This window comes from bacterium (assembly GCA_021158245.1).
Classification (GTDB): Bacteria; Zhuqueibacterota; QNDG01; order QNDG01; family QNDG01; genus QNDG01.
This window is the reverse complement of sequence record JAGGVB010000044.1, coordinates 29,266-47,463: the sequence shown is the minus strand read 5'-3', so window position 1 is coordinate 47,463 and position 18,198 is coordinate 29,266. Positions and strand designations below refer to the sequence as shown.

Annotated in this window: 13 protein-coding genes and 1 pseudogene; 3 read left to right on the top strand and 11 right to left on the bottom strand. The window is 40.0% G+C overall.

The features are described 5' to 3' along the window. Positions 1-8: 8 nt before the first annotated feature. From J7K93_02360 to gatE, 11 genes and pseudogenes are all read right to left on the bottom strand, one after another. Complete coding sequence (locus J7K93_02360) at positions 9-776, bottom strand: SDR family oxidoreductase (protein MCD6115833.1); 768 nt, start codon at positions 774-776, stop codon at positions 9-11. Then, positions 761-1,348, bottom strand: coding sequence for a hypothetical protein (locus J7K93_02355; GenBank protein ID MCD6115832.1), 588 nt, complete (start codon positions 1,346-1,348; stop codon positions 761-763). Before J7K93_02355 ends, J7K93_02360 begins: the two co-directional genes overlap by 16 nt. 262 nt (positions 1,349-1,610) lie before the next feature. Beyond that, the gene (locus J7K93_02350) at positions 1,611-6,056 is read right to left on the bottom strand and encodes a T9SS type A sorting domain-containing protein (GenBank protein MCD6115831.1); all 4,446 of its coding nucleotides are present in this window, start codon (positions 6,054-6,056) and stop codon (positions 1,611-1,613) included. Positions 6,057-6,835: 779 nt separating this feature from the next. Next, a complete protein-coding gene (locus tag J7K93_02345) occupies positions 6,836-7,450 on the bottom strand; it encodes an inorganic pyrophosphatase (GenBank protein ID MCD6115830.1) in 615 nt (204 codons plus the stop codon). 146 nt (positions 7,451-7,596) lie between these two features. Then, positions 7,597-8,556 (bottom strand): hypothetical protein, encoded by a 960-nt coding sequence (locus tag J7K93_02340; protein ID MCD6115829.1) that lies wholly within the window; start codon positions 8,554-8,556, stop codon positions 7,597-7,599. A 103-nt stretch (positions 8,557-8,659) separates the two neighbouring features. Continuing rightward, entirely contained in the window at positions 8,660-9,505 is an 846-nt protein-coding gene (locus J7K93_02335; protein MCD6115828.1) for a pantoate--beta-alanine ligase, read from the bottom strand. Between the two features lie 151 nt (positions 9,506-9,656). Beyond that, on the bottom strand, positions 9,657-10,076 hold the full coding sequence (locus J7K93_02330) for a biopolymer transporter ExbD (GenBank protein MCD6115827.1): 420 nt from the start codon (positions 10,074-10,076) through the stop codon (positions 9,657-9,659). Between the two features lie 15 nt (positions 10,077-10,091). Then, positions 10,092-11,549, bottom strand: coding sequence for an RtcB family protein (locus J7K93_02325; protein MCD6115826.1), 1,458 nt, complete (start codon positions 11,547-11,549; stop codon positions 10,092-10,094). Further along, complete coding sequence (locus tag J7K93_02320) at positions 11,549-12,367, bottom strand: acyltransferase (GenBank protein MCD6115825.1); 819 nt, start codon at positions 12,365-12,367, stop codon at positions 11,549-11,551. Before J7K93_02320 ends, J7K93_02325 begins: the two co-directional genes overlap by 1 nt. 222 nt (positions 12,368-12,589) lie before the next feature. After that, positions 12,590-13,896: pseudogene (gene gatD / locus J7K93_02315) on the bottom strand (Glu-tRNA(Gln) amidotransferase subunit GatD). Positions 13,897-13,968: 72 nt separating this feature from the next. Continuing rightward, entirely contained in the window at positions 13,969-15,936 is a 1,968-nt protein-coding gene (gene gatE, locus J7K93_02310) for a Glu-tRNA(Gln) amidotransferase subunit GatE (GenBank protein ID MCD6115824.1), read from the bottom strand. Positions 15,937-16,117: 181 nt separating this feature from the next. Between gatE and J7K93_02305 the strand changes: the two genes are divergently transcribed. Genes J7K93_02305 through J7K93_02295 form a run of 3 tightly spaced genes read left to right on the top strand, consistent with a single transcriptional unit; the run spans position 16,118 to position 18,186 of the window. Then, positions 16,118-16,903 carry a biotin--[acetyl-CoA-carboxylase] ligase gene (locus tag J7K93_02305; protein ID MCD6115823.1) on the top strand — a complete coding sequence of 262 codons (786 nt, stop codon included), beginning with the start codon at positions 16,118-16,120 and terminating at the stop codon, positions 16,901-16,903. A gap of 51 nt (positions 16,904-16,954) precedes the next feature. Continuing rightward, positions 16,955-17,485 carry a sigma-70 family RNA polymerase sigma factor gene (locus J7K93_02300; protein MCD6115822.1) on the top strand — a complete coding sequence of 177 codons (531 nt, stop codon included), beginning with the start codon at positions 16,955-16,957 and terminating at the stop codon, positions 17,483-17,485. An 11-nt stretch (positions 17,486-17,496) separates the two neighbouring features. Further along, complete coding sequence (locus J7K93_02295; protein MCD6115821.1) at positions 17,497-18,186, top strand: hypothetical protein; 690 nt, start codon at positions 17,497-17,499, stop codon at positions 18,184-18,186. The last annotated feature ends 12 nt before the right edge of the window (positions 18,187-18,198 follow it).

The window sequence follows — 18,198 nt, the reverse complement described above, 5'->3', positions numbered from 1 at the left end:
TGATTTTATTAACGGGCACATGTTTGGGCACGTCCTCCGTCAATTGATATGGTAGTTCCTGTAATCCAGGAAGACCGTTCTGTTGACAGAAACAGTATCAGCTCTGCAACCTCTTCGGGTTCTCCAACTCTGCCGAGAGGATGTGTGGTTTTACTGTGTTCAAGAAAAGCATTATATGCCTTTTCATCCATACCGCCGTTTCTGTGCAGATTTGTTCTTATAACTCCGGGATTTACTGCATTCACCCTAATGCCTTTGGGTGCAAGTTCCAGAGCAGCACTTCTTGTAAGCTGATCAACACCTGCTTTGCTGACACAGTATGCAATTATCCCGGGAAATGCCCTTGTACCTGTCACGCTTGATACATTTACAATTGAGCCTCTCGTCTTCGCAAGATATTTTATTGATTTCTGCATCAGCAGAAAAACCGACCTGAGATTAATATTCATCATCATGTCCCACTGTTCAACAGATGTGTTCTCAATTGATCCATTTGCAATTATGCCTGCTGCATTTACAAGAACATTGAGGCCCCCGAATTTTTTCACAGTTTCATCCAGGACTTTTTCAATTTCTTTTTCTATGGACAGATCTGCAGGAACTACAAGCCCGCTGCTTCCGGATTCTTCAACCTTTTCAAGCGTTTTATTAAGCTCTGATTCTTTTCTGGCACATATTACAACATTAAAACCTTCCTGCGCAAAACGCACGGCACTGCTTCTGCCGATTCCACTTGACGCTCCGGTCACAATTACCGTCTTCATTCCCTGTACCATCTTGAGACCTCTCTTTCATCAATTCTCTGATAATGCTTTATTTTTCCTGTAAAATTCTGGGTAACATACAAGGCATCCAAATCATTGTACACCCCCTCTGCAATGCCGACCCCAATATTGGTAAATTTCTTATTTAAAAGATTCTTTCTATGATGAGGCGAGTTTAACCAGTGCCTGACCATGGATTCTGCAAATTGCCTGTATGTCTGGGATATTATTACAGATTTATTTATCCCGTTATAATAGACTTTCTTCCCATTTTTTTTCTTATTGTAATACTCTATACCGGAAATCTTCAGAACAAAATCTACTCCAAGATTCTCCCCGATGTAAATATTTTTCAGGATAACGCCTGCATGCTCTAATCTCTGTACCAACGTTTCACTGCCCTTAACAGGTGAAGTGTGTGAAAAATAGCCCATTCCTGCCATTTCACTGCTGTGTGCTCTTGCTGACTTAATTAAAACAACATCTTCAGCACAAGGCAAAACACCTCTTTTTATTCTTGCTTTATTTGTGTAATATACAATAGTTTTTTCCAGCAGCCGAATATTGATATTACCAGCTTTCATTTGCCGGTCTGCTTTATAACCCGGAACATTGTTCTGCCCATAGACAGAGCCATTAAATATCAAAAACAATAACAGCATCAGAAAGCAAGGACAATGAAGCCTATTTTTCATCTTGTTCTCTAAATAATAAATACTGTTTTCATCTAATATAAAAAAATAGAAAATTTTATACATCTTTGCAAGAGAAAACCCCGCTTGATAAAAAGCGGGGTTTATAAGAAGGAAGAGGGAGGAGTCTATGAAAACGGCAATTATCTGCTTTCTATTTTAATAATATCATTCTTTGTACTTTTCTGTATGAACCCGATTGCATTACAATAAAGTAAACACCCGTCGGAAAATGATCACCGTCCCATTCAAATTTATATACACCCGGCTGCTGTAATTCGTTGATAATTTCACCAACCTTTCTTCCCAAAGTATTATAAACGGAAATATTTACTTTTGCTGAAACAGGCACATCATACTTAATTACTGTTTTTGCATTAAAAGGATTCGGATAGTTATTGTAAAGGGCAAACGATTTTGGTACTGCAAATGATGTGTTATCAACATAAGTCATTATTATCTGCATGTACAATGTACACGAAGCTGAAGCCCCGTGAGGATCCGTAGCAGTAAAAATTACGCGGAATGCCCCCTGTGTGTGATGTGCCACAATTGTAGCCACATGGGACTTCTCATTAATGGAAACTGTAACATTATTTGTATCGGGAAGTTCGTATGTCCATGTAAGCGCACTGTCAGGATCATCAGGATCACTTATATATTCATCAAGATTTACAGACCACTTAAGTGTATCATCATCATAAAATTGCCAGGTGCCGAGCTCGTATACAAATCCCGGAGATGAATTTACATGATTAACTGTAACCATTACAATCAGAGTATCGCTCAACTCTCCGTCTGATGCAATTACAGTAAAACACGTGTCTGTGCTCTGATTCTCTGGAATACCACGCAGTTCAGGCCCGGACAGAGAAAGCCATGAGGGCAGATTATAATACTTAACAAAAACATTTTTACTGTCAACATCTTCAACTGACGCCTTATAGCGGAACAGCTTGCCTTCTGTTGCAGTTACAGCTCCAGAAGAGGTAATTACCGGAGGATCGTTTACAGCCCGGACAGTAACATCTACTCTCAGAGTGTCCGTGTCTGCCCCATCAGATACTATTACTACAAAACAGGTATCCTGATCACCTTCCCGCGGTGTTCCGGAAACTACAGCATTTGCTGCTGTCAGCCATTTTGGAAGTGTAATATAAGTAAAAGCAAGTGCATCATTTTCCACATCATAAGCAGTTGCTGTGTAAGTAAACAGAGAATCCTCAACTGCTGCGGCTGAATTTGAGGAGGTTATTACAGGTGGGTCATTTACATGTATTATATTTACTGTAATTCGCTTTTCTTCCGTGAAAATACCATCTGAAAAATTAAGGACAATTACAGTATCCTGAGTAGCCTCGCTCGGTGTTCCGGAAAATATCATATTATTGCGTGTAAGCCACGAAGGTATACTTAAAAACGTAACATTAACATCATCTCCGTCAGGATCGGTAAATGCAACTGTATAGTTAAATGGTTCATCTTCGGTTGCGCTTACACTTGCAGAAGATGTCAGCTGAGGAGGATTACAGGAAATTTCAAATGCCTGGTCCGGCGTAGTAAATACATTCCCGGCACTGTCAAAAGCAGCAACATGCCATGTATATGTTCCATTGGCAAAGGATGTACTTAAAGTATGCAGAGTATCATTTTGAGAGATATTCTCAATAGTTGTAATTCCTTCAATTACAAATGTATAAGACGCAAATCCCGAAACTGCATCGTCTGTTTTATGCCAGGCAAAATCAGGGGTTCTCGTATGCAGTACCGCTCCTGCAGACGGAGAAATAAGTGCAAATGATTCCGGGCTGCTCACATCAAGAGTAAACCCGAATCTGTGGCTGTTTTTAGAATTTCCCGCTGCATCAACAGCTTTTACTTTCCAGATGTGATGCCCCTCTGCAATATCGTAATCAGGAATGTAAGAAGGATTTGTCAATCCCTCTGACACAAGTTGATCATCAATATAGATATTATAAGAACTTACGCCTGATACAGCATCATTTGCCGTTTCCCACTGAAAAGCAGGCCTCAAATCTGTCACAAAACTATTGTCTGCAGGCTGCATAAGTAAAAAAGGTTCGGGGCGAGTTATATCCACATTTAATTCAAATATCTCTGTCGATTTTCTGATATTTCCAACTGAATCCTTTGCAGAAATGTACCATTCATGGCTTCCTTCCGAAACAGCGTAACCTGATCCAGGGATAAGTGATGTACCTGAAGGGTTAATATTGTCTATAAGAAGTTCTCCGTCCATCCAAAGCTGCAGGTATTCAAGTCCGGCACCTGTATCAGATACTGCTTCCCATGAAAACTCCGGATATGCAGTATTTACCCATACACCGTCATCCGGGCCTCTTAATGAAAATTGCTCGGGTTTTACGTAATCAACATTAATAGTATTAATCTCTTCGGATTCCATAGAATTTCCTACAGAATCAACTGCAATTACATGCCAGGTATGTGAACCAAGGCTTAGCTCTGCAGAAGAGAACGAATGCTGAGTAGGCGGCATATTATCCTTAATCATTTCACCGTCAAGATAAAACTGATATTTCATCAGCCCGCTTCCTGCATCAGTAGATCCTGACCAGATAAACTCCGGAGACTTTTCAGCAGTCCATGAGTCATTTGAGGGTGACTGCAGGTGAAATATTGTAGGAGGATCATTATCTCTGCTCGTTGAAAAATTCCAGGCTTCTTCCGCAGTTCTTACAACTCCTGCTTTGTCAACAGCCTTAACTGTCCAGACAAATGTTCCTTCATCCATAGCCAGGCTTATGGAGTTTGAATGCAAAGTATCAGTAAAAACTGAATTGTTCAGCCATAATTCGTAGTGGTCAAGCCCTGAGAGGTTGTCAGATGCAGTTTCCCACTGGAAAGTAACATCAAGGGTTGTGTTTGTGTTATTAACAGGGGATAGAAGATGAAACTGGTCAGGCGGCTCGGAATCAATTGAAAATTGACCGCTCTGATATGAATTTACAAGTGTGCCGTCAGAAAGGATACCATCTATTTTGATTCTGACACTTGTACTGCTTACTGATTGGGGTGCCCAGTTTACAGACAGGAGAGAAGGAGAAACATTGTCTTGTACTATAATCGGAAACCCGTCTCCAGGGCTGGCAGATGCTTTAACAATAAGATGATCAAAAATTACTGATTCGGGTTTTAACTCCCATGTAATTGTCTGTTCCCTGTCGCCTGCCCAGAGATTTCCCGCTGAAGGAGTTGAAAAAGTAATTGCATCATTTATATGCTGAACATAAACATCACTGTTTCCGTCTCTGCCGTCCCTCCACAATGCAATAAATCCGCCTGCTCCGTCCTCAACTATACAATGTCCGTCCTGATATCCTGTTGTATCTACCACAGTATAGCCTTGTTCGGGAAAAAGAAGAGTCCCATCGCTTTTAATATGCTGAACAAATATATTCAAATCAGACGGAGAAGAGTGATCATCATTCCATATAACAAAGGCTCCGTGAGCACCGTCTGACACTACACGGGAAGTGTATTGATACCCGCTCGATGCATTTATAACTTTTCCGTTTGCTTCCCACTGGGGAATGCCGTTGGAAGACATCTGCTGTCCGTAGATGTCATATCCTGTTCTGTTATCATCCCAGACAATTATTACTCCGCCGGATCCGTCACTAATTATCTGACTATTCGTCTGATGCCCCCCTGCAGTGCATACCGGATAACCGTTTGCGCCCCACTGAGGGCTGCCGTTTATATCAAATTTTTGTACATATATATCATTATTTGTACCGGAACGGAAGTCCTGCCAACTTACGAAAATGTCTGTACCGTTAATGTCAATATCAGGTTTCTGCTGATTATTTGCCGCAGAAACAACACTTATGCCCTGAGAACCGAAAAGAGGCGAACCAGAGCTGTTTATGTGCTGTGCATAAATATCAATATTTGCATAACCGTTCCTGTAATCCTGCCATACAACAAACACTCCGCCTGAACCATCGCTTTTTATAACATGAGACGACTGATTGCCCGATTCAGTACATACCGGCACACCATTAGTCTGCCACAAGGCATTACCGCTGCTGTTTACACGCTGTGCATATATGTCAGTGCCATTCCCCGAACGTTCGTCAATCCATACAAGTGTTACACTTCCAGTCCCATCATATACAGCTTCAACGCGTGATTGCAGCCCTGCAGCACTGCATATTCTAATTCCGTCTTTTACCCAAAGCTCATTACCCTGTGCATCAAGATGCTGGATATAAATATCTTCCGATACTTCATCTTCCCATGCAACATAGAGCCCGCCGCTGCCGTCAGATGTAATTGTAGGCCGCTTTTGGTTGCCTGCCGCGGAACAAATTACTTTCCCGTCTGGTCCCCACTTTGCATTACCTGCTCCGTCAATATACTGCACATAGATGTCAGCGTCACCCTGAGGGTCATTTTCATATGCAAAGAATACACCGCCTGTGCCTGTACTTACACAGTTCAGATTGATCTGTGAAGAAACAGCTGAAGCGCCCTTAATTCCGTTTCTGACCCACTGAGTCTGTGAATACGAAATAGTACTAAAAATAAAAATTAATAGGATTAACTTCTTTACCACAAAAACTCCTGTTTATATTAAAACGTATTTTTTATACGTCAATGCTATTGTTTGCAAAATTTATACCACCGATTTTTATCAAGGGCTTTCTTTCTTATCTATCAATTCTACAATATTTTAGCCTTAAAATATATCATCAAAAGCATGCATAGAATAAATCAGATAAAAAAATATTCCTGAAGAGTGCTAAATGAAATCTAATTTACAATTTGCAATGTTCCTCTTTTTATGCATCACACTCCCGTTTTATACTATCCTGCATAATTATATCTGCAGATAACCCCTTTAAAAACAGTGGCAAACTTATATTGAAGCCTTCTTCTCAGTATAGTTATCGGCCTATTATCAATAAATACCAGAACATATTTCACTTATAACATTTATTTTAATTTTAATTCGGGAAACCTGCGATTATAGATTGATAAAACTTTAAATTTGTTTTAACAGGCTACAGCCATAACTCTGTTTGCAACGGAAAAAACTTAACAATATCATCATTGATTAAAACGGCATTTTTTGCCGGTAGCATCATTATTTTGGTTCTAAATTAAAATTTTGTAAATCTTTCATTTTTGCCGATAAAACAGGGATGATTCAGAGGATACCGAGTGATAATATTTATTATTAGATGTTTATAACTCCCCGATAAATAATTTCACAGATATAATACAATCAGCGGAATACTTCTGTACTCTTTCTGCAGGCGCAATAAATCAGGGGAGACAAATGTATCGTCTCCCCTGATATCAACTATATATTATATTGCAAATTCAGTAATCTTATACTTCACCAAATTCTTCATTATAATCTTCAATTGAAGCAGTCACAACTTCAAGAGCTTTTTCTCTGTTATAAACCTCATCAATAGTGATTTTAGATTTTTCGTCCTCAACAAGCTTGTAAGTACAAAAATAGTGTTTCAGCCGTTCAACCAAAATATCGGGCAGATCACTAATATCTTTTGCATCTCTCCAGAACTCATCATTTTCAAGAATTCCGATAATTTTATCATCAGCTTCTCCGTGGTCAATCATACGGAGCCCGCCTATTACCCGGGCGTTTAGAAAAATTTCACCTCTTGTAATCGGACGCTCGCTCACAACACAGATATCAAGGGGATCTCCGTCTCCACGCTCCGCATCAGGGCTGAGAGCACTGACTCTCTTTCCGCCGTACGTCCTTGGAATAAAACCGTAAAGAGCAGGAGGCTGAGATGATGTCCTCTGAGGCCTGTCAACTTTCATATATCCTGTTGATTTGTCCACTTCATACTTGACAAGATCAAAGGGAGTTATTTCAATATAAGCATGTACAATTTCCGGAGGATTGATTCCAACTTCAAGCCCATGCCATGGATGCGGCCTCCATTTGTAAAATGGATGGGGAAAAGACATTGTTTTGCTCCTTTAAATTAATTTTTTTGGGAAAACTCAGACTTTATTTTCATTTTAATTTTGCTCAGTAAAATAAGGTAAAAAATGTAGTATGCAACAAATAAAGGGCGGATTTGTTAAAATCCGCCCTTCTGTTTTCTAAACATTTATTTACTCTTAATCTTCTTTCTGCCCCTGCTCCAAAAATCATCAAGCTTCTTTTTCCTTCTGCTTAATGTTCTGACTTTAGTGCTGCACTTTTTTGCATAGGGCCCGTTCGGCTCCAGGTCCAGGGCTTTTTTGTATTCATCAATAGCATTAACAAATTCTCCGCTGTCTTTTCTCTCATAAGCTTTTGCCATAAAATAGTGCGGCTCTGCAGAATCGGGGTGCAAATTTGCGGCTTTTCCAAAAGACTCAATAGCTTCCCAGAGCTTTTTCTTTTTTCTGCTTTTAAGAGAAACTTTTCCTGATGTTAAAAGAAAATAGTAACGAGCATCTGACAAGTCATAATTTTTGCCGACTGCCTTTTTAAAATACTTTGCCGCTGATACAATGCTTCCCCTTTTTAAATTTCTCAGGCCTTTTTTATAATAGGAAAAAGCGAGTTTTTTACCTTCATCTATTTTCTTTAAAATCTTTTTAATCTCAGAGGTATCCTTTCCTGCAGAAATAAGGCGGCTGTACTCTTTTTGTGCCTGATCAAGAAAATGCAGTTTTAACATGGTATCTGCTTTTTTCCTGATTATTCTTGTATCAGTGGAACATATTTCAGCTGCGTCATTATACCATTTTAATGCATAATCATAATTTTTGCCGTTAAATTCTTTATCTCCTGAAGCAGATAATACATAAGCCAAAACTTTGATGTTTTTCCTTAAATCAGTATCTATATCAAATGCTCTTTTTGCCATCTTTCTTGCATTAATAAGGGAATCAGTTGCTACATAAGAACGACTTAAAAGCCGCATAGCATCTGTGTTAAGAGAATCATTCTCAATGGATATTCTGCATAAGTGAATGGTTTTTTTGTAATCTTTCTGCTGAAATGCCAATTCCGCTTCGTTTATATGGGCACAATACATGCCTGATAGAATCACTGCTATAATAGGAATAATTTTTTTCATAAACCACCTGTATAGTTTCTGCCGGACAATGTCTTTTAAAGGGTTAATTTAACCTGAAGAGGGATTCAATACAAGATTTATTTTGGATAATATCAGGAAATTTTCAAACTTCCAGTACTACATTATCAATCAATCTCGTATTCCCCACAAAAACAGCAACTGCGGCAAGCACTCTGCCGATAACTATTTCCACAGGCTCAAGACTCTCTGCATTCACAAGTTCCACATAATCAATCCGTGCATGAGGCTCCTCTGATATCCTACGCTCTATCGCATCTCTTATTATTTCAGCAGATATCTCGCCATTTGATACCATGTTTTCAGCAAGCTTTAATGAATCATACAGAGCGAGAGCCTCTTTTCTCTCTTCATGAGACAAGTATTTATTTCTTGAACTCATTGCAAGCCCGTCTGCTTCTCTGACAATGGGTGCGGTAATGATTTTAATATCAAAATTAAGGTCTCTGACCATCTGCCTGATAACTGCTGCCTGCTGCGCATCTTTCTGCCCGAAAACAGCAGTATGAGGTTTTACGCACAGGAAAAGCTTTGCAACTACTGTTGTAACTCCCCTGAAGTGGCCTGGCCTTGATCTTCCGCACAAGCCGTCTGTAATCTTTTCGACATCTACATAAGTGAAATAAGGTTCCGGATACATCTCTTCTACCGAAGGATAAAAAATAATGTCTGCTCCTGCATCTTTTGCTGATTTCTCGTCCTGTTCAAAATCACGCGGGTATTTTTCAAAATCTTCTTCAGGGCCGAACTGGACAGGGTTGACAAATATTGAAACAACCACAACATCGGAATTCTCTTTTGCTGTCCTGATAAGGCTCAGATGGCCCTGATGCAGATATCCCATTGTAGGAACAAAACCTATTTTTATACCATGATGACGAAGCTTATCAGCCTCTGCCTGCATCTCTTTTACTGTTTTAAATATTTTCATTTAACAAGGTCCTTATTACAGCTTAAATTCTCCATACAAACAAAGGAAGAATTTTAAACATTAAATAAAATGTTTATATTTTAAATAACCCTATTTTACAATTAACTGAATACACCCAAATAGAACTCGGAATAACCTATTTTTCTTATCATTACTTTTGTCTGTCTATCATATCTTTTAATTCTGTTGCAACAACAATCTTCTTTATATCGCTCTGCTTTATTATATCCATAACCTGAACAACAATGCCGTATCTGCTTTTTTCGTCAGCTTTTAATACAATCCCCTTATCTCCCAGGCTCTTGCTGATAGATTTAAGCCGCTTTGGCAAATCATCAAATGAGACTTTCTCATCATTCAAAAACATACGGCCTTCTTTTGAGATATAAAGAGTGTATCCCTTTGTTCGGAATGATTCCCTTTTGGAAGTTTTGGGAAGGTCTATTTTCATACCTGGCTGTTCCACAAACGTAGATGAAACCAGAAAAAATATCAGCAGAAGAAAAAGAACATCAATAAGAGATGTGATATTTATGTTAAGACGTTTTTTTGATTTTTCTCTTAACTGCATAAAATCCTCATTTTTTTATCCTTTAACCACACCGAGAGGTCTCATTCGTGCAACCTTCAGGGACAATCCGGCATTGTGCACAATATTGACGACTCTGTCAATATCCTTGTATGCTTCAGGAGATTCCTCTGCGAGAGTTTTTCGGCTTCTGCTCTGAACAACAACGCCTCTCTCTTCCATCTCCTTAAAAATAGATCTTCCTTTTGCAGCCCTTACTGCCGCATGTCTGCTCATTACTCTGCCTGCTCCGTGACATGTAGATCCGAAACTCTCTTTCTCTGCACACTTTGTACCTGCAAGAACATAAGAAGCAGTACCCATGTCTCCGGGAATCAGCACAGGCTGTCCCGTATTTCTGTAAGGCTCAGGTATATCGGGATTTTCAGGGCCGAATGCTCTGGTTGCACCTTTTCTGTGAACAAGGACTTTCTTCTTTTGACCGTTAATTAAATGATCTTCAAACTTTGCAATATTATGCGCCACATCATAAACCATGTGCATGCCCAGGTTCTCTGCAGATTGATTAAACACTCTTTCAAATGTTTCCCTTATCCAGTGAAGAATTGTCTGCCTGTTGGCCCATGCATAATTTGCAGCAGCAGCCATACCCGCAAGATACTTCTCAGCTTCAGAAGAGTTAACAGGAGCAGATGCAAGCTGTTTATCCGGTACTTTGATAGAGTACTTGTCCATCGCCTTTACCATATCATCAAGGCTGTCGTCACATACCTGATATCCAAGGCCTCTTGAGCCTGTATGAACCATTATTGTGATTTGCCCCTCTCTCAGGCCGAAAGCTTCAGCCTTTTCCTTATCAAATATTGTTTCTACTTTCTGAATCTCGAGAAAATGGTTTCCTGATCCGAGTGTGCCTAACTGGTGACTGCCTCTCTGGATTGCACGCTGTGACAAGGCGGACGGATCCGCTCCGTCAAATATACCTCTGTTTTCTGTAAAAAGGAGGTCTTCGTCCCATCCGAACCCGTTCTTTACTGCCCACACAGCTCCGTCTCTTAATACATCTCTCTCCTGCTTTTGAGAGAGTTTCAACTTCCCCGTGGAGCCCACGCCGCTTGGGATATTCTGGAAAAGCCCCTGAATCAGAGTGTGGATTACTCCCCGGATATCCGACTCTTCGAGATCGGTTTTAATAAGCCTTACGCCGCAGTTTATATCATATCCCACACCGCCCGGAGAAATAATTCCGCTGTCAATATCAAATGCAGCAACTCCTCCGATTGGGAAACCATAACCCCAATGGATATCAGGCATTGCAAAAGAGCCTTTCAGGATGCCCGGCAGATGAGCCACATTTGCAACCTGAAGAGGAGCTGAATCTCTGCGTACATCCTCTATCATCTTTTCATCTGCAAAGATAAATCCCGGAACATTCATTCCCTCTGCGTACGAAACAGGGATCTTCCACAGATAATCATTTACTTTTTTAAGGGGGCCGTCCCATAATGCAGTCATTATCCTGCAGTCTCCTCAGGCGGAACATCATCAATGTAGATGTCCGGCCTTCTGTCAAGAAATATATCATTTACATCTGTAATCATCTTGTTGCCTGCAAGCGAAGGGTCTATCTCAATTACCTGTACGGATTCAACATTCTCCCCCAGCTTAAAAAGTACCTCGCCTTTGGGATTAACAACCTGGCTTTGGCCTGTAAACCTGAGGGAAGGCTTCCCTCCTCTTTTTTCCGTTCCTGTTCTGTTGGCTGTTACTGCAAAAACTCCGTTCTCAATACATCTTGTAATCATTGCATCCTGGCAAAAGGGTAGTACAAGGTTCGCAGGATGGAGAATTATATCTGCACCTTTAAGAGCAAGAGAACGGGCAGCCTCAGGAAAGAGCCAGTCAAAACATATCATCATTCCGACTTTTACTCCCGGAATTGAGAATACAGGAAACCCGAGATTCCCCGGAGTAAAGTACTCCTTCTCTTCATAAAAGAGATGATTTTTCCTGTAAATGCCTACTATTCCTCTGGGGCCTGCAAACACAGAAGAGTTATAAAATTTTCCGTCCTCTTGTTCAACGAAGCCTGAGGCTATAAAAGTTCCTGTTTTTTTGGAAATAGTGACTAACCTCTTTATACTCTCCCCATCAGGCACTATGTCGCTTAAATCTGCTACCTCTTTTTGTGATGTAAACTGATAGCCGGAAATACAGAGTTCAGGAAGCACAAGCAAGTCTGCATTAACCTCTGCAACTGCATTTTCTATTTTATTAAGATTAGTCTTTTTATCTCCGAATACCGGACTGAACTGATAGATACCTATACGCATATTGTCACCCTGTATACTTTATTGTTTTACATGGTAAAATATAACTACACATTATGCAATAATACAAGAAGAAAAAGTGACAGGCTCGGGAATACAGGAATGGGAAAATCAGGCTTATCTACTACATGTTCTTTCCATTATATTTGCATCCCATAAAACACCTATGGTTTACAAAAAAGAGATGCATCTCTGCATCTCTTTTTAAAATTATATTCTTAAAATCTACTTATGAATTCTCTTTAAAAACTCCTCCACTTCGGGAATCCCGCCCTGAAATACAAGATATCCGTTATAAGGCTCGCGTTCGGTAATCTCTCCGTTTACCGGAGTCAGCATTAGTTCTTTGACTTTTTCAGGATCATCGGTCTGCCCCAAAGCCCATCCAAGCTTAATGTATGCAACCTCAGGAAGCATATTCTCAGCAGGAATAATTCCCTTTGCCATTAAATCCCTTCCTGTATCATAGACAAACATGTGAACATATCCCCACAGGGTCTGTACAGTCATATAAATTGAAACACCCTTTTTAACAGCCCTCTTTATTGCAGGATAAACCGGTTTATTTACATGCCCCAGTCCAGTACCTGCAATTACAATCCCTTTATAACCATTATCTACAAGGGAATCAATAATATCAGACTGCATATTGGGGTAGTAGTAAATCATAGAAACCTTTTCATTAAAATAAGGCAGTATTTTTACTTTTTTATCCCCTCTTCTGCGGCTATAATCATTACGCAGAGGTGTTACTTTATCCCTTGTCACCATGGCAAGAGGAATATCTCCTATTGTACGGAAAGTCGAACGGTAGGAAGAGTGCATCTTCCGGACTCTGGTTCCTCTATGCAGCAGTCCGTACTCGTCAGAAGTAGGACCGAACATGCAGACCTGAACTTCTGCAATATCCGAATGCGCTGCTGCGGTTGCAGAGTGAATTAAATTTAACGCAGCATCTGATGACGGCCTGTCAGACGAACGCTGGGAACCTACCATAACTATAGGCACAGGAGAATCCTGTACCATAAATGACAGAGCAGCAGCAGTGTGGTGCATTGTATCAGTACCGTGTCCGACAATAATGCCGTCAATGCCATTCTCAATCTCCCGGCCGATTGCTTTTGCAAGTTCTATATATTGAGACGGCCCCATATTCTCACTGAAAACTGCAAACAATTTTTCAGTAGATATATTGCATATATCTGCAAGTTCAGGTACAGCTCCATAAAGTTCTCCCGGAGAAAATGCTGGTATTACAGCTCCGGTCCTGTAATCAAGACGTGATGCTATTGTACCGCCAGTACCAAAAAGTTTGACATTTGGTTTATCGGGAGATAATGGAAACTCTTTTTCCGGAATTTGATAATGAGCTTCTTTATACCCGATCTCCCTGGCCTGTTTAACTGTATTAACATTAATTCCTACATTGTAGCCTGTTATTAATTTAAGCACAATGTGCTTATCATCATCATTTTCGGAACGGGGCAGGACAATACCTTTAAATGCCCCTCTCGTAGTTTCAATCTCAGCATCGCTCCACACTCTAATATTAAAGGATTCCAAAACCTTTCTTGCTTCACCCTTGTATCCTTTTAACGCATCTTTCATAGAGAACCTCCCTCAACAGCTTTGCGCAGCTCCTTCAAATCCATATTGCCAAGGGCAACAGATCTCAGCTCCCCCATAATCCAGTCAGATTCAGCTCCTTCTCTTTTTGATCGCCTGTTCATGCGGAATTCATTACGTAAATTCGGTATTTTCTCATATATTTCGTCTTCTGAAAGCGTAATAAAACCTGTTTCTCCTAAAATTTCATCCAAATTCAGGGAAGGAAAGCGCAGGCATAACGGGATCATCTCTGTTAAAATATTATGACGAATACTCTTTTCATTTACATATATAATACATGAATGTACTCTTTCCAAATGCTCGGAAGAAACCGGGCCGATTCTTCTTTCCGTATTTCTCAAAATATGGCCCAAAACTTTTCCGGCAATCTTTGGTTCGATTTCATGCTCTATTATCATCCATGAAAGAAGTGGAAATAAATTACGCCGCAGCAGGTAAAGGAAAGCATCTTCAGGCACATGCCACTCTACCATCTGTTTAATTCTGGAATCAACAGAATTGGGAAGCTCTTTACGAATTCCCTCAATTAAAGGATCATCAATCGGGATAGGAGCAGAATCAGTGTCCGGATACATTCTGTCAGGCCCGGGAAGGACTCTTTCAAAAATTGTGGTTCCGTCAGAAAGGGATTTGCGCGTTTCAGAAGGAATGCCCTCAAATGCCATTCTGCATCGTTCTTCAATTGTTTCCACTGCAGTGGCAGCATCATCTTCAGGCCCCCAGAAAACAATCTGAGCATCCCCTTTTGCGCTTTTTAAAGCCTCACGGATATTTTGCAGATCCAGGTCATTTATGCTTCCTTCCGGAGATTCCGATGTTACCATATTAGGCCGTTCCAGACACGCAATTACCTTTAACCTGTCGCCTATCTCGTCTGCAAAAGTACGCCCCGGCTGAGTAAAAAAGGAGAGGATTCCTTCAAATGAGGGAAGGTTAACTCCTGTAAGGACAAACCCCTTTGCCATGGCTCTTACGATCAGCGGCGATAAAAAGTTTGAAGCGAGCCTCTCTGAACGGATTGTCCATTTCTCAGGTGTTTTAATTTTTTTATTAAGGATATCTTTTATTTGCAGAAGCGCTTTCTGCCTGAAAGCCTCATTATGGGTAAGTTCCGGAATGGATGAAATCCGCTGAACACCTTTTATCTCTATTCTGGTCCCGCCTGTAATACTTACATTAACGTCCTGTCGGGCGGCTCCTATTCCTGTATTCACCTTGCCTGTACTTCTCGTTAGAAATCTAAGATACTGTCCTGCATCTCTCGCTTCATCAGGTGTTTTCATATCAGGGTAGGTTACCATCTCTATAAGAGGAGTACCGAGGCGGTCTGTTGTATAGATTCTCATATGTCCCACATCGGAAACTTCCCTGCACGCATCCTCTTCAATACTGATCTGAATAATTCTGACGGTTTTTTTAGAAAGGGGAATCTCGCCCTCTATACCAATAATACCGGTACGCTGAAATCCCGTAGGAATTGATCCGTCAAGATACTGCTTTCTTGTTATGTGAAATTCACCAACTATATTAGATTTTAAAAGCAGTGCAATCTCCATTGCAATTGAAAGAGCCTCCCTGTTCATTGGAAAAGGAGGCGTATCATCAACATCATAAGTACAGGCTGATTCGTACTTAATGCGATAAATAATATTTTTTCTGGTTTTGAACTCCATCAGAGCTGTGCCGTCATACTCCCCCAGTTCACTTAATGTAGGACGCATATGACGTACAAGTTCGGCATCGTAATCATCTCCGCTGTGGTACAAGCCTGCAGGGCATCGGCAAAATAACTTCTTTTTAGTGGCAAGCTGCTGATGAATCTCAAGCCCGCATTTGAACCCCAAGCGCTTGTAAAGGCCTGTATCAGCATCTTTTCTGTTAACATAGCCGACAATTTTTTTACTCTTTTCAAAATTTTCAGCACCATCAAACAAAACGGGCATTCTGTGCTCCTTTTTATGAAGAAAATTCCACATCAATATACCAGTCCCCGGAACACCACCCCATCACCTCCATAGGTAAAAGTAAGCCTGTTAATGTACTTTGAATCACGCAAATTGTCAAGTACTTTAAGAAAGATAAAGTTGTTTGTAATCTTACTCTAATTTTATATATTGTTATGTTATGAAGAATTTAATCTCTGAAAATGATCCTGCAATAAAACGCGGAAGAGGATTATGGAATGCGCGGCTCTTTATTTTTAATGAGCTTGATTCAACTAACAAAAAAGCATTTTCCATGAGAAACAGATTAAAGCACGGGGATACAATCCTTGCCAGAAGCCAGACTCTTGGCAAAGGGAGAATGAACCGTACCTGGTTTTCCAAACCTGGGAAATCCCTCTGTTTCTCGATTTTTATTGAACGGGACAGAATAGAACCGCTTTTCTTTCTCGTAACACAAATAGCATCAATAAGTGTTGCAGAAACTCTTGAAGAGCTTTCTATAGAACCAAGCCTGAAGTGGCCGAATGACGTTCTTGTCAACGGCAGCAAAATATGCGGAATACTTGCGCAGGGTGATCCTTCATGCAACTGCATGGTTCTCGGTATAGGCCTTAATGTCAATCTCACAAAAAAAGACCTGCAACAGTATAACCTTGACAATAATGCAACTTCAATTGAAATTGAGACAGGCAAAGAAAATAACATCATAGATGTGTTTCAGCTTTTAAAAAAGAACATTGAATCTTCATTTAAGAAAGCAGCATTAACAAAGAATGATTTTATACAAAACACCTGGAAAAAATACGATTATTTCAATAATGAAAAAATCTGCATTGAAACTGCAGGGGAAAAAACAGAAGGCATTTACCTGGGTACTGATGATACAGGCAGGCTTAAACTTCTTTTGCCAAACGGCAATATCAGGCACTTTTGGGCAGGAGATGTTTTCAGAGTCAGATCCTGAAAAATAATTGTAAACACTTTCAAATGTATCACGTCTAACAGATAGAAAAACATGAAGCAAAAGGAAGAAAAATGGATAAATGAGGCTGTTCAGGGTTCTAACCGAGCCTTTGCCAAACTTGTTAAAATTTACACAGGTATGATTTTCAAACTCACTTACAACATGACAGGCAATTTGGAAGATGCCAAAGACATTACTCAGGAAACATTTACAAGGGCTTTTATTAATATCAGCAGCTTTAACAGAAAATCAAAATTTTCAACATGGCTTTACAGAATAGCTTATAACAAATCAGTTGATTTGTTAAGAAAAAAATCACGGATAAACACGGGGCTTGACGAATCAAAATTTAATATTCCCGAAAACAGCAGCAAAAAATTCTACACCGGCAAACAGGATGCAATTGAGAAAGCTCTAGGCACTTTGACACAGAATCAAAAAACAGCTGTTGTTTTGTACTATTATCACAACTGTTCATTAAAGGAAATCGCAGAAGTATTAGGATGTGCTCACAGCACTGCAAGAGTCCATCTTTTCCGCGGATTAAAGAAACTTAAGAAAGAACTTAAAGATTTTAAATAGATGAGGTTAATATGCCCTGCCCTTCCGAAAATACAATTCTACGTTTTATCACTGATGAAATGCGCGCTGAGGAAAAAAAGAAAATCAGTGATCATATTTCACAATGTCAAAAATGCCGGAATATTGTTCAGGGATATAGAGGCCTCAATAAACTCATGCTGCAGCGCTCCGTCCCGGAAGTTCCTGAAAAATTTCAGCGTCTTGTTATAAAACAGTTTTCCGGACAGCACCATGCAGGAACAGGATATCGTATCCTGAATTCATGGATAAGAAAATCCGCGGCCTTTGCTGTTATACTATTAATATTTTTTGCAGGTATACAAACAGGCCGAAGCATCTATTCACGTAAAAAAGGAGAGTACACATTAACACCTATAGCCCCTTCTGTTGACTCATACTTAGTGAGCACCCAGACTCTTCTTCTTGATTATTCAAACTTAAACAGCAATTCCTTTTCTATGGATGAACAGAACGATCTGACAATAAAAACCGCTGAAAAAATTCTCGGGAAGACAAAAGTAATAAAAAGCCTCATTACGGACGATAACAGGGACCTCATTTCACTTATCTCGGAAATAGAAAACCTCCTTGAGGAGATGATTCAATCTAAAGAAACAGATTCAAAAGATTTGGAAAACCTGGTAAAACAAGAGCTTGCAAATAGCCGAATTTTACTGAGAATAAGCCGTTACACATCATAATTGTGATATTTG

Coding starts and splice junctions, on each gene's coding strand:
- J7K93_02320 (MCD6115825.1), bottom strand. CDS start 12,367: ATGCGTATAGGTATCTATCAGTTCAGTCCGGTATTCGGAGATAAAAAG.
- J7K93_02295 (MCD6115821.1), top strand. CDS start 17,497: ATGCCCTGCCCTTCCGAAAATACAATTCTACGTTTTATCACTGATGAA.
- J7K93_02330 (MCD6115827.1), bottom strand. CDS start 10,076: ATGCAGTTAAGAGAAAAATCAAAAAAACGTCTTAACATAAATATCACA.
- J7K93_02300 (MCD6115822.1), top strand. CDS start 16,955: ATGAAGCAAAAGGAAGAAAAATGGATAAATGAGGCTGTTCAGGGTTCT.
- J7K93_02305 (MCD6115823.1), top strand. CDS start 16,118: ATGAAGAATTTAATCTCTGAAAATGATCCTGCAATAAAACGCGGAAGA.
- J7K93_02360 (MCD6115833.1), bottom strand. CDS start 776: ATGGTACAGGGAATGAAGACGGTAATTGTGACCGGAGCGTCAAGTGGA.
- J7K93_02335 (MCD6115828.1), bottom strand. CDS start 9,505: ATGAAAATATTTAAAACAGTAAAAGAGATGCAGGCAGAGGCTGATAAG.
- J7K93_02355 (MCD6115832.1), bottom strand. CDS start 1,348: ATGAAAGCTGGTAATATCAATATTCGGCTGCTGGAAAAAACTATTGTA.
- J7K93_02325 (MCD6115826.1), bottom strand. CDS start 11,549: ATGACTGCATTATGGGACGGCCCCCTTAAAAAAGTAAATGATTATCTG.
- J7K93_02340 (MCD6115829.1), bottom strand. CDS start 8,556: ATGAAAAAAATTATTCCTATTATAGCAGTGATTCTATCAGGCATGTAT.
- gatE (MCD6115824.1), bottom strand. CDS start 15,936: ATGCCCGTTTTGTTTGATGGTGCTGAAAATTTTGAAAAGAGTAAAAAA.
- J7K93_02345 (MCD6115830.1), bottom strand. CDS start 7,450: ATGTCTTTTCCCCATCCATTTTACAAATGGAGGCCGCATCCATGGCAT.